General features: G+C 48.1%; 13 protein-coding genes. 7 read left to right on the top strand and 6 right to left on the bottom strand.

Annotated features, from left to right (window positions below):
* Positions 1-52: 52 nt before the first annotated feature.
* Positions 53-2,509, bottom strand: coding sequence for a glycogen/starch/alpha-glucan phosphorylase (locus EA58_RS09680; RefSeq protein WP_036751833.1), 2,457 nt, complete (start codon positions 2,507-2,509; stop codon positions 53-55).
* A 387-nt stretch (positions 2,510-2,896) separates the two neighbouring features.
* Here EA58_RS09680 and malT point away from each other — a divergent pair, with 387 nt between their 5' ends.
* A complete protein-coding gene (gene malT, locus EA58_RS09685) occupies positions 2,897-5,614 on the top strand; it encodes an HTH-type transcriptional regulator MalT (protein ID WP_036751835.1) in 2,718 nt (905 codons plus the stop codon).
* 75 nt (positions 5,615-5,689) lie between these two features.
* Here the strand turns inward: malT and EA58_RS09690 are convergent, their stop codons facing one another.
* The gene (locus EA58_RS09690; protein ID WP_036751837.1) at positions 5,690-6,226 is read right to left on the bottom strand and encodes a cysteine hydrolase family protein; all 537 of its coding nucleotides are present in this window, start codon (positions 6,224-6,226) and stop codon (positions 5,690-5,692) included.
* 241 nt (positions 6,227-6,467) lie between these two features.
* On the opposite strand from EA58_RS09690, the gene EA58_RS09695 reads away from it, so the two are divergent.
* Positions 6,468-6,797 carry a DOPA 4,5-dioxygenase family protein gene (locus EA58_RS09695; protein ID WP_036751839.1) on the top strand — a complete coding sequence of 110 codons (330 nt, stop codon included), beginning with the start codon at positions 6,468-6,470 and terminating at the stop codon, positions 6,795-6,797.
* On the opposite strand, the gene EA58_RS09700 is transcribed toward EA58_RS09695, so the two are convergent.
* Both EA58_RS09700 and arfB read right to left on the bottom strand, forming a co-directional pair.
* Positions 6,781-7,665, bottom strand: coding sequence for an aspartoacylase (locus EA58_RS09700; RefSeq protein ID WP_036751841.1), 885 nt, complete (start codon positions 7,663-7,665; stop codon positions 6,781-6,783). The genes EA58_RS09695 and EA58_RS09700 overlap by 17 nt on opposite strands.
* Positions 7,666-7,772: 107 nt before the next feature.
* Positions 7,773-8,186, bottom strand: coding sequence for an alternative ribosome rescue aminoacyl-tRNA hydrolase ArfB (arfB, locus tag EA58_RS09705; RefSeq protein ID WP_036751843.1), 414 nt, complete (start codon positions 8,184-8,186; stop codon positions 7,773-7,775).
* A gap of 196 nt (positions 8,187-8,382) precedes the next feature.
* On the opposite strand from arfB, the gene EA58_RS09710 reads away from it, so the two are divergent.
* Complete coding sequence (locus tag EA58_RS09710; protein ID WP_036751845.1) at positions 8,383-8,715, top strand: DUF3392 domain-containing protein; 333 nt, start codon at positions 8,383-8,385, stop codon at positions 8,713-8,715.
* A 97-nt stretch (positions 8,716-8,812) separates the two neighbouring features.
* Here EA58_RS09710 and EA58_RS09715 read toward each other — a convergent pair whose 3' ends face one another.
* Positions 8,813-9,118, bottom strand: a complete 306-nt coding sequence (locus EA58_RS09715) for a hypothetical protein (RefSeq protein ID WP_051641994.1) — start codon at positions 9,116-9,118, stop codon at positions 8,813-8,815.
* Between the two features lie 535 nt (positions 9,119-9,653).
* Between EA58_RS09715 and EA58_RS09725 the strand changes: the two genes are divergently transcribed.
* From EA58_RS09725 to EA58_RS09740, 4 genes are read left to right on the top strand one after another with little or no spacing between them, the layout of a single operon-like run.
* A complete protein-coding gene (locus EA58_RS09725; protein WP_036751849.1) occupies positions 9,654-10,859 on the top strand; it encodes a ComEC/Rec2 family competence protein in 1,206 nt (401 codons plus the stop codon).
* On the top strand, positions 10,852-12,642 hold the full coding sequence (locus EA58_RS09730) for a ThiF family adenylyltransferase (RefSeq protein ID WP_036751851.1): 1,791 nt from the start codon (positions 10,852-10,854) through the stop codon (positions 12,640-12,642). The genes EA58_RS09725 and EA58_RS09730 overlap by 8 nt, the downstream gene beginning before the upstream one ends.
* Positions 12,614-13,117 (top strand): Mov34/MPN/PAD-1 family protein, encoded by a 504-nt coding sequence (locus EA58_RS09735; RefSeq protein WP_161781029.1) that lies wholly within the window; start codon positions 12,614-12,616, stop codon positions 13,115-13,117. Before EA58_RS09730 ends, EA58_RS09735 begins: the two co-directional genes overlap by 29 nt.
* Entirely contained in the window at positions 13,107-13,664 is a 558-nt protein-coding gene (locus EA58_RS09740; RefSeq protein WP_051641995.1) for a hypothetical protein, read from the top strand. The genes EA58_RS09735 and EA58_RS09740 overlap by 11 nt, the downstream gene beginning before the upstream one ends.
* 585 nt (positions 13,665-14,249) lie before the next feature.
* On the opposite strand, the gene EA58_RS09745 is transcribed toward EA58_RS09740, so the two are convergent.
* Complete coding sequence (locus tag EA58_RS09745) at positions 14,250-15,185, bottom strand: DUF4382 domain-containing protein (RefSeq protein WP_036751855.1); 936 nt, start codon at positions 15,183-15,185, stop codon at positions 14,250-14,252.
* Positions 15,186-15,275 lie beyond the last annotated feature (90 nt).

The following is a 15,275-nucleotide window of genomic DNA, read 5'->3' on the forward strand; positions in this document are numbered from 1 at the left end:
GGTTCGGCACAAATCATCAAGCCGGGGCCAAGCCAGCCCCGGCAAAAACATCTCAGCGTTTCACAGCTTTCAACTGCCAGATATTGTCGACATAATCCCGAATACTTCGGTCTGAGCTGAATTTACCCACCAGGGAAGTATTCAGGATGGCCTTGCGAGCCCAGCCAGCCTGATCCCGATAGGCATCATCAATGCGTTCGTGGGCAGAAACATAATCTGCAAAGTCGGCCAGAACCAGATACGGATCGCCCCCTTCCAGCAGGTTATGGCGAATCTCGGCCAGCGCTTCCGGCTCACCCGGTGTAAACGTCTCACCCAACAGCAGATCCAGCGACGCTTTCAGCAAACTGTCAGACTCATAATAGCGATATGGCTGATATCCCTGTTGCTTGAGTTCAAGCACTTCGTCCACCAGCAATCCAAAGATGAAGATATTTTCATCGCCCACTTCCTCACGAATCTCGACATTCGCGCCATCCATGGTGCCAATTGTTAGCGCACCGTTCAGGGCCAGTTTCATGTTCCCTGTCCCCGATGCTTCCTTACCGGCTGTCGAGATTTGCTCCGAGACATCTGCCGCCGGAATAATGATCTCCGCCAGACTGACTCGGTAGTCCGGAATAAAGACGACTTTCAGCTTGCCGCCCAGCCGAGGATCATTGTTGACTTTTTCGGCTACTTTGTTGATTGCAAAGATGATGTCTTTCGCCAGCGCATACCCTGGTGCCGCTTTGGCAGCGAAGATAAACACACGCGGATGCATGTCGAAATCAGGGTCATTCAGCAAACGGTGATACAGCGACAGAATATGAAGCAAGTTCAGGTGCTGACGTTTGTATTCGTGAAGGCGTTTGATCTGTACGTCAAAGATTGCATCGGTGTCTAGTACGATACCCATATTTTCAGACACCCAGTCAGCAAGACGCTGCTTGTTGGCTTTCTTCACCGCCATGTAACGCTGCTGGAACGTGGCGTCATCGGCAAAATCAGCCAGTGCAGACAATTGCGCCAGATGCACAGGCCACTCAGTTCCGATTTTTTCATCAATCAGCGTGCTGAGTGCCGGGTTACAGAACTTCAGCCAGCGACGTGGCGTCACCCCGTTGGTCACATTCTGAAGTTTGCCCGGGAACAGCACATCGAATTCCGGGAACAGATCGCGCTTTACCAGCTCAGAATGCAAGGCTGCCACACCGTTCACCGCGTAACTGCCAATCACGCACAGGTTTGCCATGCGCACCATGCGCTGCTCACCTTCCTCGATCACAGAAAGCTTCTGTTTGATGTCATCGCGGCCCGGCCACTTGGCATTGACGACTTCCAGGAATCTGTGGTTGATCTCAAAGATGATCTCTAAGTGACGCGGTAACAAATGAGCGATCAGCGATTCACTCCAGGTCTCCAGTGCTTCTGGCAACAAGGTATGGTTGGTATAAGCGAATACCTTGTTACAGACAGACCATGCCGCATCCCAGCTCAGATAATGCTCATCCAGCAGAACGCGCATCAGTTCAGGAATGGCAATGGTCGGGTGCGTATCGTTCAACTGAATTGCTTCCAATTCTGCGAGGCTTTCAATCCCATGACCCGCAGCCAGATGACGACGCAGAATATCTGCCACAGAGCAGGCACAGTGGAAATACTGCTGCATCAGGCGGAGTGTCTTACCCTGCTCATGATTATCATTCGGATACAGAACTTTCGTGATATTCCCGGCCTCAATCGCCGAGTATTGTGCACCGACGTAATCGCCGTCATTAAACATCGCCAGATGAAACGGCGCAGGTGCGCGGCATTCCCACAGTCGTAACGGGTAGACGCTGTGATTCTGATAGCCGATCACCGGCAGATCCCAGGCGATCCCTTCCACTTGCATGTCCGGCACCCAGCGACGACGCTCGGCACCAGTTTCATCGGTATAAACTTCTACCTGACCAAAGAAACCCACTTTCTGGTTCAGTTCCGGACGCTGTACCTCCCACGGATACCCTTCCTGACTGCGCCATGCATCCGGGGCTTCCATCTGACGGCCACCTTCGAATGACTGACGGAACAAACCGTACTCATAATGCAGACCATAACCCACGGCCGGGAATTCCTGCGCTGCCAGTGAATCCATAAAACACGCAGCCAACCGGCCCAGTCCGCCGTTACCCAGTGCCGGATCCCGCTCTTCTTCCAGCAAATCCGTCAAGTTCTGACCGAACGAGGCCATCACTTCTGAGACCGACTCATACAGGCCAAGGCTGATCAGATTATTCCCGGTCAGACGGCCAATCAGGAATTCCATCGAAAGGTAATTCACGCTGCGACAAGATTCGGCAGCCAGTTGCTGTTCGGTGTCAATCAGGTTGCCCGTACTGATTTCAGCCAGCGCACGGCTCATCGCCAGATACCAGTGACGCGGCGTCGCCGTCGCAGGTGTCTGCGCATAAGTGGTCAGGAGATGTTGTTCAACCGAAGTCTGAAATGCGGCCTTATCGAAAAGCGCCTGAGTTTGCTTTTGCATCATGGGTTTCTCGCTGTCGGGTTAATCTTCAAAAATGAAAAAATCTGATGCTCATGCTGCCTGTGGCACTGTGGAAAAACATCCTCCTGAATCAATCCGCTTGAGGGAGGAGTCACAGGGCGTAGTCTGCCCGGCAGTCGAAAATATGTGACAATTTTCTGAATTTTCTCCTGTTCAGAACCACTTACGCTGACTTTCGTCACAAAACCCGGGGTCTTTGCGCTTGTGCAAAGCTGCTGCGAAAAATAACGTTGTCGGTATTAAAGTGTGATCAGTCACTTACTTTAAGGGATGAGACAGCAAGAATTGCTGATTTAGTCTGCGAGTCAGGTGATGATAAAAATGCGCTGACACGATAAACCATCACAAGATAGATAAATCAGAATTATGTGGATACCTTCGAAGCTGACCCGCCCTGCACGGCTACACAACGCCATTTTACGACCTCGAGTGCTGGACCTGCTGCAACACGCCCCAGCATACCGACTGGTGCTGTTCCGCTCTCCGGCGGGGTATGGCAAAACCACAATGGCAACACAGTGGCTGAATGAGCATCCGCATACCGGCTGGTTTAATCTGGATGACAATGACAACGATACCTTCCGGTTTGCCAATTACCTGCTCCAGGCGCTGAACAAAGCCACACAGGATGCCTGCCTGAAAACCAAAGCCATGGCAGAAAGGCGACAGTTTGCCTGTCTCAGCACCCTGTTCGGGGAACTGTTTGCAGAACTGCAAGACTATCCGCATCAGACCTATCTGGTGCTCGACGATTATCACGTCATCAACAATGAAGATATCCACGACGGCATGCGCTTCTTCCTGAAAAACATGCCTGATGAACTCACCCTGGTTGTGACCAGTCGTAGCCAGCCACCTCTTGGGACGGCAAACCTGCGCGTCCGGGATTTACTGATCGAGGTTGATCACCAGTGGCTGGCATTTGATGAAGAAGAAACCACCCGTTTTTTCAACAAACGTGTCGCAAGTGAACTGGAAACAAGCATTCTCAGCAGCCTGCGTACTCAGGTTGAAGGCTGGCCTTCAGCCCTTCAGCTCATCGCCCTGCATGCCCAGCAGCGTCCCAACCATTTAGCTGAGTCGGCCCTGTCGCTGGCAAATTTTAACCGTAGTCATTTGTGGGACTATCTCGCGGAAGAAGTTTTTGATCTGCTGGATGAGGACACCCGCACTTTCCTGTTGCAGTGCTCAGTACTGGACATGTTCAATGCCGAACTGGTGATGGACTTAACCGGTCGCAGTGACGCCCTGATGAAACTGGAACTGTTGAACCGCTACGGTCTTTTCATCAGTCCGTTGGAAGGAGCGGATAACTGGTATCGCTTCCACCATCTCTTCGCCGAGTTTTTACGTCACAAGCGCCATGCCCATATGCCTGAGCAGCGCAAGGCGCTGCATCACAAAGCAGCGCAAGCCTGGCTGAACCAGAACAGTCCGCAACAGGCGTTGCACCATGTGCGCAAAAGTAACAATCATGCACTCATGGTGACGATTCTCTCTGATCATGGCTGGAATATGTTCCATCATGGTGAACTGAAACTGCTGGAAGAGTGTCTTGCTTCACTGGATAAATCAATGCTGTTCCGCAGCCCACGCCTGATTCTGCTCAGACTCTGGCTGGTTCAGAGCCAGCACCGCTATCATGAAGTCGGAGATTTAATCACAGAATCTGAAGCCGAAATGCAGGCCAACGACATCGTTTTTGACGATGCCCTCCAAGGGGAATTGAATGCGCTTCGGGCGCAGGTCGCGATTAATCAGGGCCAGCCTGAAGAAGCATTGCTGTTGTCTGAACAGGCACTCGGTCAATTACCGGCCACCACCTACCGCAGCCGGATTGTCGCGACCTCTGTCGTCGGCGAAGTCCACCACTGTCTGGGGAATCTCAGTCGCGCACTGCCAATGATGCAGCAGACTGAAAAAATGGCCCGGCAATACCACGTCTACCATCAGGCATTGTGGGCATTACTACAGCAGAGTGAAATTCTTCTGGCTCAGGGGGCCGTCCAGCCTGCGTTTGAACTGATTGAGCAGGCGTTTAAGCTGGTGAAAGATCAGCAACTCCATCAAGTGCCATTGCATGAGTTCCTGCTGCGATTGAAAGCGCAAATTCTTTGGTGCTGGAACCGGCTCGATGAAGCTGAAGAAGCTGTTTTCAAAAGCCTGGATGTGCTGGCCCCTTATGACGATACGAAATCCTTACAGGCTTATTCGATGCTGGCCCGCATCGCGATTACCCGTGGAGAGCAAGACAAAGCGGCCCGGTATCTGCAACGCTGTAATGAGCTGATGGAATGTGCCGATTACCATATTGACTGGTGCGCGAATGCCGATATTGCCAATCTGTTGTACTGGCAGCAGATCAACGATCATGACAGTGTCAGTCAATGGCTGCGTCAGGCGGTCGAACCGGATGGTTCCTGTAACCATTTCCAGCAGCAACAATGGCGCAACTTAGCGCTGGCCAACTTAATCACAGGTCAAATCACACAGGCTCAGAACATACTCACCCTGTTGCTGGAAAGCTGCGATAAACATCAGCTCGTAACCGACCGCAACCGGAACCTGATTCTTCAGACGGTCATCAGCAAACATGCCGGCGATCGTCCATCTGCGCTCGCACACCTGGCTGAAGCGCTACGCCTGACCAACAGTACCGGCATGGTCGGCAATTTCCTGATTGCTGCCAATGATATTCAGGATCTGCTTCAGGAACTGGTGGATGAAAAAATGCTGAATGAACTGTCACTGCATCGCGCCCGCCAGTTACTGCGTGAAATGAGCAGTAAAGAGCGCCATCGTCTGGTGCATTTTGATGAGGCATTTGTCGAAAAACTGCTGAATCTGCCTGATTTACCGGAACTTGTTCGCACCAGCCCACTGACACAACGGGAATGGCAGGTGCTGGGGCTGATTTACACCGGATACAGTAATGAGCAAATCGCCTCAGAACTGGATGTAGCTGCGACAACCATCAAAACCCACATCCGGAATCTGTATCAGAAACTGAATATTGCCAACCGCAGTGAAGCCATTGAAACCGCGCAGGAACTGCTTGGGCTGATGGGCTATCAATCTGCCTGATCGGTCATCCATCTGATTCAGTCACAGGGGGAGGACACTCCTCCCCCTGTCTCATCCCGACGCTGTGCCCCCATATCAGCCCGTTATCAGCGCCTCGGTTGCGATTGCCTGAATCTTTTTCGGGAAACTCTCAGCCCAGGACAGCACAGAGGTATGATGTTCGCGAATCAGTTCACCAGATGCATACGGCTTATCGTGAGTCGTATGCGCATCTGAAACCAGTGCCACGCCATAGCCTAAGCAGGCTGCCCGGCGTGTGGTGGTATCCACGCAAAAGTCTGTCGCATAGCCACAAATGACCAGTTCCTCGATCCTAAGCTGATCCAGTGTCGCTTTCAGTTCGGTATTCAGAAATGAGTCTGGGGTTGTTTTTCGAATATAACGATCACCCTCCACCGTCACTAACGCACGATGCAATTGCCAGCCCTCCGTCTGATAGGCAATTTCAGTGCCCGGTTCTTCATGCTGTATAAAAATCACAGGCAGCGATTTTTCTCTGGCCCATGCCGTTAGCTGGTTGATTCGGGAAACCACAACATCCCCTTCAAATGGCTGCGGCTCAGGCTCAAAACAGATGCGCTGTACGTCGATCACAAGCACGGCTTTTTTCATGGTGTGTCCTTACAATGAATTTGACAATGAGTTTTGGAATAGGCAGAAAATGCTTTTGTATCAGGTCATTGCTGATGGTGCAATGGGGGCTGAGCATCCAGAAATATGTCATCAATCGCATTACAAGATGATGCCTGTTCTGAACCATCAAAATTTTCGAATAAATACTTCACTTTCATCCGCTGGCTTTTATTCTCGACAGAGATAAGATGCAGACATGAACGCACAAAAGGAGAAAATGATGTTTCACGCCCACGTATATTTTGATTTATCACAGCAAGCGTTAGCCGAACAGGTTCGTCAAAAAATTATGGTGGAACGAACAGATGATATTCTGGCTATTTTCCCGCTGGTTCCAAGACGAGTTGGCCCGCATGATAAGCCGATGTTTGAAATGCACTTTGCCGATAACAGGACGGGCTTTGTCGATTGGCTGGACCAAAACAGAGCGGGATTGTCTGTTCTGATCCATCCGGTTTCGGCCAATGAACTGGCTGATCATACGGTTCATGCGAGCTGGTTAGGACAGCAGCTACCTGTACACACTGAAATTTTTACAGTGTCACCGTGATCTTCTCGGCCAGAGACATTGCCAGATTGTTGTCATAGTACGCCGCTTCATTAATAAAATGCGGATACGCTTCGTAGTGACCCTCCCAATGTATCTCGGTCCCATCAAATAAAGTGAAGATTGGGTCGCCGCCATGCAAGGGTTTGAAGTCGTTGTCCTGTACATGTTTATGCACCATACCGATACGTTCACCTTTCGCATTTTCAGGTAGCTTTAACGTTTCGGTATACCGGTATGCTTCGTAAGTTTCAGGCAGCGCTGGCAGTTCGCCTTGATTATACAAATCGACAAAGTCGAGAATGTGACCCGTCATGGCATCCATCCAATCCAGCACATCCTGACGAATCACAGACTGCGGCTGCGGGCCGATTTCGACAATCACCCCCTGCGCGGCAATAGAGCTGACAAACTTATGATCGGCCAGTGGGATCTGATCTTCAAAAACAACCACGGCTTCCGGCATCCGGGCTTTCACATAAGCGCCCATTTTGATGTTGAAGTCATCCGACTGAAGCACAATCAGCGTCGGCCCCATGTTACTGGTTGTATTGTGTAAATCGATGATGAAATCTGTCTTGGCGTTGCCTTTTGGCCCCAAAATTTCATTCATCACTTTAGCCCTGCTCTGTTCGTAATTCGCCAGCTCAGGGTTTGCCAGATCTTCGACCGCAAACTGACGGTTCAGATCACTATCGACATAGCGTTTGTTCTCTTCATGCGCTTTTGGGTTCGCAAACAGCGTCTGCGTTGTAAAAGTATCTCGGGTAATGCGCTGCGGGTTTTGCTGCCATTGGCGCAATAGGTAAATACCACTGAATTCATTGCCGTGCGTGCCGCCCACGACTGCGACAGAATTAATGCTTTTCATCCTTGTCATCACCACTTGGAATCATCAGAAAATTTGAAGAGGCTCTCAGTATGCCAGCCTTCCCCATGCGAATAAACAAGCATTTTAAAAGACTTTTTATTTCACCTTCAGTATTTCACTTTGCTTCGCATCGACTTCACCTGACCCCGCTGCGATTTCTGATCCATACGACGTTGCTGAGAGGCCCGGGTTGGCTTGGTTGCTCTGCGTTTCTTTTCCTGCTTCATCGCCAACTGAATCAATTGCTGGAGTCTTTGCAAAGCATCTTCTCTGTTTTGTTCCTGTGTCCGGAACTGCTGGGCCTTAATAATGATCACCCCGTCTTTGGTGATCCGTTGATCAGACAGGCTCAATAACTTTTCTTTATAGATGGCAGGCAAGCTGGAGCGCTGGATATCAAAACGCAGGTGAATTGCGCTGGAAACTTTATTGACGTTCTGACCACCGGCTCCCTGAGCACGAATTGCTGAAATTTCAATTTCCCAGTCAGCGATCTGAACGGTATTCGAGATGTGTAACATAACGCTCTTTCTAATGTGACGACGCTCTTTCTATTGTCTGAATCCACCGTCAAATGTCCAGTGAAACAAAGCCTCTGAACGTTAAAGACATTCTGTGATCTTCTCTGCATCTCACACATGGTGACATTCATCGTTCCTCTGACACAGCGTATCCTGTCCTTCACGAATGACTCCTTTTGTTTGACATCAATCATTTATGGATACAGTACTACATTATTTAGCTGAATCTGGTCAGTGGATGCGCCCCTGGATCAGTGATATTTCAATGGCGATGATGGCATGTTTGCTTGTGGTATTCGGTTCCGATATCAACATGATCTTGAGACGTTACCTGTCGGGAACCAACTTTCTCATTCGCACCTGCGCATTTATTTTCGTCAATGCTTTTGGCTACGGTCTGTTGATTGTTGCCGTTTCTCCGTGGCTCGCTACAAAACTGACTGGGTTAAGCAATCTCTGGCTGCTGACTGTCGTGCTTGGCACCTTTGTGTTGCTTGGTACTTGGGCACAGCGAAATAATCAGGTCTGAAAAACGTCTTGGACTGGCATCTGTCACTTCAGATGTTTGACGCAAACCACATCGCGGATTTTACAGATACGAACGGTCCTTCGGTTGGGCCGTTTTTTCAGCAAAGATCACTCATCAGGGTCTCATATTCATCCTCGGCTTCATCAATCAGCCGAGTAAGCTCTTTGGCATCCTGACCAGAGAGTTCAACATGCCAACAAAGCTGCTTTGGCCTGTCGTGTTTCTGACAGACAAGGACAGTGACTTTCCCTTTGTCTTGAAAGCATAAATCTTCAAAATCGCCGTCAAGCTCACGTTTCTCATCTTTGACATCGATATGAAGGGTCCCGATGGGATTGACTGTCACCAGCGCTTTGGGATGTGTTTTTCCAGCGAGAATATAAGAACAACGTTTGGCAAACATGAGATTTCTCCTGGATATGGGTGGGTGAATTTATATCTAAATTATAGTATTACCCACCACCCCCTCCAGCGTAGATCTAAAGTTGATTGATGTAGCGCAAAGTCTGTCGTTTAAAGCCAGGATCTAACGGTGTAAGCGACTGAAGTGCGCCTCAGGATATCAGCATAGGGGAAGTGGACAGACACATACACTCAGAATGACACTGATCGCCAAATACAAAATAAATGGCACCGCTTGGCACGACCTCAAAGACCTATCAATAAATTGCAGCCAAACCGTAAATCCTCATATTTGAGACGGATCACATTTTCCGTTTTTTTATACATCAACCAATCAACTCCTTTAGTCAACACTATTAATTCCCTAAGGCCACGAAAGGGATTGTAATTTACCATATCGTAAGTGTCTAATTCATCAATAAAAAACATCCCTAAATCAGTTCTTGTCAAGAGTTGTATTTCATTTTTACTAATGGTCTGATGTGCGTATCAATTGACCATTGATTATCCAATTATCTTATTTATGGAGTGCAATTATGGCAGAATTATCAATAGAGGTTTTTCCTGTTGATAACGGAGATATGACCCTAATCACCACCAAAAATAACAAAAAGATCTTGATTGACTGCTATCGAAGATCAGGCTCTGACTACAAATACTTAGAAGATCGCTTGAGAGATCACCTGAACACTGACGAAGATGGCCGACTTTTTGTGGATGTGTTTGTTCTTACACACCCTGATGCAGATCACATAACCGGATTTGACACCATGTTCCATACTGGTGATCCAGATAGCTGGAGTAAAAAGTCCAATAAAATCATCATCCACGAAATTTGGTCATCACCTCGTGTATTCCGTCGAGCGACCTCAAAAAATGCTGATGGCAACAACACGCTTTGCGACGATGCAGTAAAATTCAACACAGAAGCTAAGCGTCGAGTTAAGCTCTATCGTGAAAACGAAAAAATTGGCGAAAAAGGTAATCGAATTCTCATCCTTTCTTCTGATGAAGATGGTAAAACTGATGATATCGAGAATATTGTTGCCGACCTTTACACCTCATTCCATGGCAAGTCCGGCATAGATGACGACTCTCTCAGTGCATTCTTGCTTGGTCCTGCTGACAAACAGGAGGTAGCCGAAGACGAAGAGGAGCTAACAAAGAACAACTCCAGCGCAATTATCCGCTTCGATTTAGGTAATACAATCCAAGATAAAAAATCTGGCTCTGATGTACACTACACGCACTCATTTCTTGTTGGCGGGGATGCAGAAGTAAAGTGCTGGGAAGTACTTCACGACAAACTTAAGGATAATGATTGCCTTGATGAGCTTAACTATGACGTTCTTCTGGCACCACACCACTGCTCTTGGCGATCACTATCCAATGACAGCGAGTCTCAATGCGACGATCCTAAGGTGAGCAATTCGGCACACGCAGCTTTGAGTCGCGCAAACGAAGACGCAGTAATCCTTTGCAGCAGTCAAGAGTTCGGAAAGGATAGTAAGACCCCTCCCTCAAAATTAGCAAGAAAAGAGTACGAGAATATCCTCAATGATAAGGATCAGTTTTTTGCCGTGGCTGAAGAAGGGATTGATAGTGATGAGAACCCTAACTCGCTCATGATTACATTCTCAACAGGCACACCAAAGAAGGTGAATAAAACTGAAAATCGTAACTTTTCTAAGGTTACCAACCCAGCAGCGGTTAAGAAAGGCGGAAAGAGCACGTATGCCTAATAATCACTCAGCTTTAGTTGAAAAGTTAGGTGAGTTTCTTTCTGACAGGTATTCGGTTAAGCGGTTATCTGAAGGAGAAATGCAGGGCTTGAGGATTACCTCAAGCCCCTATTTAGCCTATTGGAGAATCGAAACCGATATCAGACACCCTGAAAATGGTAAGGCGATTCAATTAATAGTAGCGGCCAAACCTACTTTTCCCTTCAGCATCCCGAATATCTATACTCACCCCAAACTGGAGGTCTTAAAGTACCCTCACGTTGAAGAGCAAGGCAAGCTTTGTGTTTGGGGTGATGACGTTTCTTTTGATCCGCAAGACATTACCTATATCGAGCATCTAATCAGAGATAGTTGCTTGCTGGTGGAAGAGACAATCTCCGGCAAGCTAGATGATGACTTCAGTAATGGGATGCTTAGCTACTGGGAGCGATCTTATACGACCTATCCAAGAGAAAAGAAAGCGACAAGCTTATGTAACGTCAAAAACCGTACATCTCGACAGATACATGTAGCGTATGACAGCACCAAAGGTGTCATATTTGCTGATACCGAAGATGAGCTTAAGAGATGGCTTACTAATATTGGCCTGAAACCGAGCCGAAAGCTCTGCTCTACCACGTTTCTTCTTAATTTGCCTGACGCTTGGAAGCCATCGGAGTACCCCACGAAAATTGGCGATATTTTATCGATACTGAAAACCCAAGGTGCCGATCACGTTCAAGCGATAGCTGCAATCTCTTACATCATGGGTTCTAATCTCCGAGACCCAGCATTCCTAGTGCAGACCAATACTCCCAATGGAGCAATCATCACTGCGATGAGATGCGTGAGCGGGATTAGCACAAGAGGTAATGCTGGGCAGCACAACCTGCCGTCAGTAAAAGCAGGAAATGGCTTTAGAGATGGACGTATCTTTTTTCGAAACCTTGAAGCTAGGTGTGCACAAATAGGTATCCGTGGAATGGGGGTAGAGCGCAGAGATCCATCATGGGTGCTAGGCAGAGACTCTAACCCATCTCTCCCAGCAACCAGCGGAACTACCATTGGTATTATTGGGCTTGGATCTGTTGGTTCTAGTCTACTCCCTCTACTCATTAAAGCTGGTTTTTGTAAGTTCGTGTTGTGTGACGGGGAGCCACTTGAGGCGGCCAATGTCGGTAGACACCTTCTTGGAATGGACTATGTAGGTATCAATAAGGCCTTAGCATGCGAGAATCATATTCAGAGAAACTACCCTTGGGTAGATGTTCTGTATGCAGGGAGTCATGAATGGTTTGTCGACGAAAAGGCTGTAGAGGAACTGACAACGAAATGTGATTTAGTCATTAGCGCCACAGCTGAGTGGGCATCAGATAAGGCCATACAGGAGATAATAGAAAATAACAGCCTTACGAGCAGTGTTGTTTTTTGCTTTACAGAGGCACACGCTGTAGCTACCCACTGCTATGTCAACAAGGCTGGTAGCTTTAGCTATGGATCTCTATTTGATAACACCGGAGGTCTACTGGATAGCTGTGCCAAATTTGACCACCAAACCATAAAGGAAACGCATTTCTGCGGTGGCATATTCCAGCCATACGGCGGTGTAGAGCTTAGTTTCGGGCATAGCATGATAGTAGAGACTGTCACTGAGCTTGCTTGTGAAGGCATTCAGGATGATAGCTATCGAGTGTGGGTAGGGAGCCGAAAGCTTTTGCAATCAGTAGATGGCCAATGGAATCAGGGTTGGGAACAAAAGCATGGAGAGATCGGAGATGGCTCTAAAATCCTCAAAGTCGTCTAGTCAGGCTGCGCCGATTGAGTTCACTTCCCTATCTTTAGATGGGCTATCGGTGTATTTTTCGAGAAATGCCATCAACCAGTTACACCAGTTCAAGCAAACTGGTAACAAAGATGAGGCTGGTGGTTTTCTGTTTGGGGAAATCCGTTCAGGTGTGGTGACGGTCTTATCTGTATCCTCCCCTAGCCGAGCTGACAAGAGATCTCGCTTTGGCTTTTCATGGAATAAGCGGGAAGCCAACAAGACAATACAGAAGAACTTCAAAAACGGGCTGCACTACCTCGGTGATTGGCATACTCACCCTTGTAGCAATCCAACCCCCTCTTGGGATGACACCCAAGCGATTCGAAGTACCTTCTTAGACTCCGAGCATCAGCTTAATTACTTCATCATGCTTATTCTTGGAACGACGGGGATCGAACAAAGCTATGTCGCTCTAACAGACGGTAAAAAGGAATATCGATTTAATGTTAAGTGAAATTCAACAAGAGCAGCAGGTAGTTGAGCCAGAGCAGCCGAATACCAGACAAGAGCAGCCAGCACAGCTTAAAACCTACACAGGAAGAGATTTGCTCGGTGCTATCGCTGTAGGTATCTATCTTCTTTTGCTGCTAATGGCATCCATAGGGTTCTGGTACTTGATTGCTACTAACGCTCCCCCTCCTTGGATTGTGTCGATTAAGCAAATTATCGGGTGTGTGCTGGTGGCCGTTAGTGGCGGTGTCCTCTATTGCTTGCGAGCGGTGTACCTGAATTACAGTGTAAGAAAGCAATGGGACGAAGTCTGGATTGTTTGGTATTTATTCCGACCTTTTGCGTCCGGCCTAATGGGTTACGTCACTTATCTGGTTATCTCTGCGGGTCTTGTCGCCGTAGGTTCGACTTCAGTTGAGCACCCAGAGACGTTGCTGTATGCCCTATCATTCTTTGCAGGTCTGAATGTAGATGGTTTTTTGAAGAAGTTTGAAGGGCAGGTATCCAGCTCGGTAAAAGTTAAAGAAAGCCGACAAACACAAGGTTCGTAACTTCAGCGGCAGTATCACCATATCCCCGAAAACTACAAACGAGAAAATACGCCAAGGTGAGGGATTTCACACACTTCTCGTTTGGCATTAGAAAAACTATCGAAAGTTCTTGGGTTGAGGGTGATGACGGCTGCTTTCACGAACCACAGCTACGAGCCATGCTGCCGTTCCCAGACTTTAGGATTATGGTGGAACTTCTAGTATCGGCATGATGAACAGATCGTGGGCTTTTCCCCATCGGCCGATAAGATAGTGAGCAACAACAGGATTCAAGTCGCTGCCCTTTTGGCCTGTCACACAGAACTAACTTCAGATAGGCTTCTGACTTTCAGGGATTCGCTTTGAGTCTGCTCATCAACATTGCTGATGGCTCGGGACATTCACGATACTTTCCGGCAATAGCATCACGACAACAGAAAGTAATTCAGGTGAAGCAAAACCATCAACATCATGCCAATGTTCAGGCATTAAAAAAGCCCTCAAACATCATGTTTGAGGGCTTTTTCACTCACCTGTAAGATCATACGACTGAGCAATTACTTCACTGATCGGCATGAACCTTTCGATGTTTTTTATCGACGTTTGTCAGAAGTTCACAGTCAGACCGTCTGTCCCTAAGATCTGATCAAGTATTGTTTGATCAACAATCAGCGTATCACCGGCTTGCTCTGGATCGTCTTCATTTCCGTTACACACCAGATTCAGATCATAAGTATCCAAAGGCAGATAGCCAATAGCATACTGACCCGTGGTCTGATCGACTGCGGCTGATGTCAGTGGTTCATTCTCTGAACCCAAATCGCCAAACTGGCCACCATTGGACAGTGGATAGAGATAAACGAAAGCATTGGATAAATCACTACTGCAGTTCGCCGCATCTACCTTGCCACTAATGGTCGCGACGGATGTGTTCTCAACCACTCGCACCCCACGTGGCTTCAGTTGATAACCATTGGCATTCAGCACCATACTCTTGCGAAGATCAAATTCGATGGTATAAGCCTGTGTTGCATCCGCTTCGACCGTGAAGCCATCCAGCTTCAGTTCTCCGCTTGGAACACGAATCCCTTCCACGGCATCGGTATCTGTCACCACATGGGAATAAGGTGTCCCATCGGTATAACTCCCTTTTTCCAGCACAGACAGACGCATTTGTGTATATTTTCCGGCCAGTAACACTTCATCACTCAGCACCTGCAATGCGTTACTGCCCTGATAATCAAGCAGGTTGATCACCATAAACTCAGGGTTTCCATTCAGATCCAGAGGAATCGACAATCCGTTTGGAATACAAGATGCTGAGCTCTGATCGGCAGCAAAAGATGTGGTTCCCCAAGACGTTTCACTGCCTCCCGAATGGTGAACCGTGATCTTGTTGAAGGCGACACACACGTTCTTCAGACCATCAACGGGTGCATCAGACATACCCAGTGATACCTGACCAGTGGTCTGATCATTTGAATCTGAACCACACCCTGCCAGTACAAGGCTTGCCATACCGGCAATGAATAACTTTTTCATTCGACTGCTCCACATGCTTTTTGAGCAAGCTTAGCGATTGAAGCATGAGAAAACATCCTCTCCGGGAAGAGTTCACAGCAAAATGACAGA

The organism is Photobacterium galatheae (assembly GCF_000695255.1).
GTDB classification, from domain to species: Bacteria; Pseudomonadota; Gammaproteobacteria; order Enterobacterales; family Vibrionaceae; genus Photobacterium; species Photobacterium galatheae.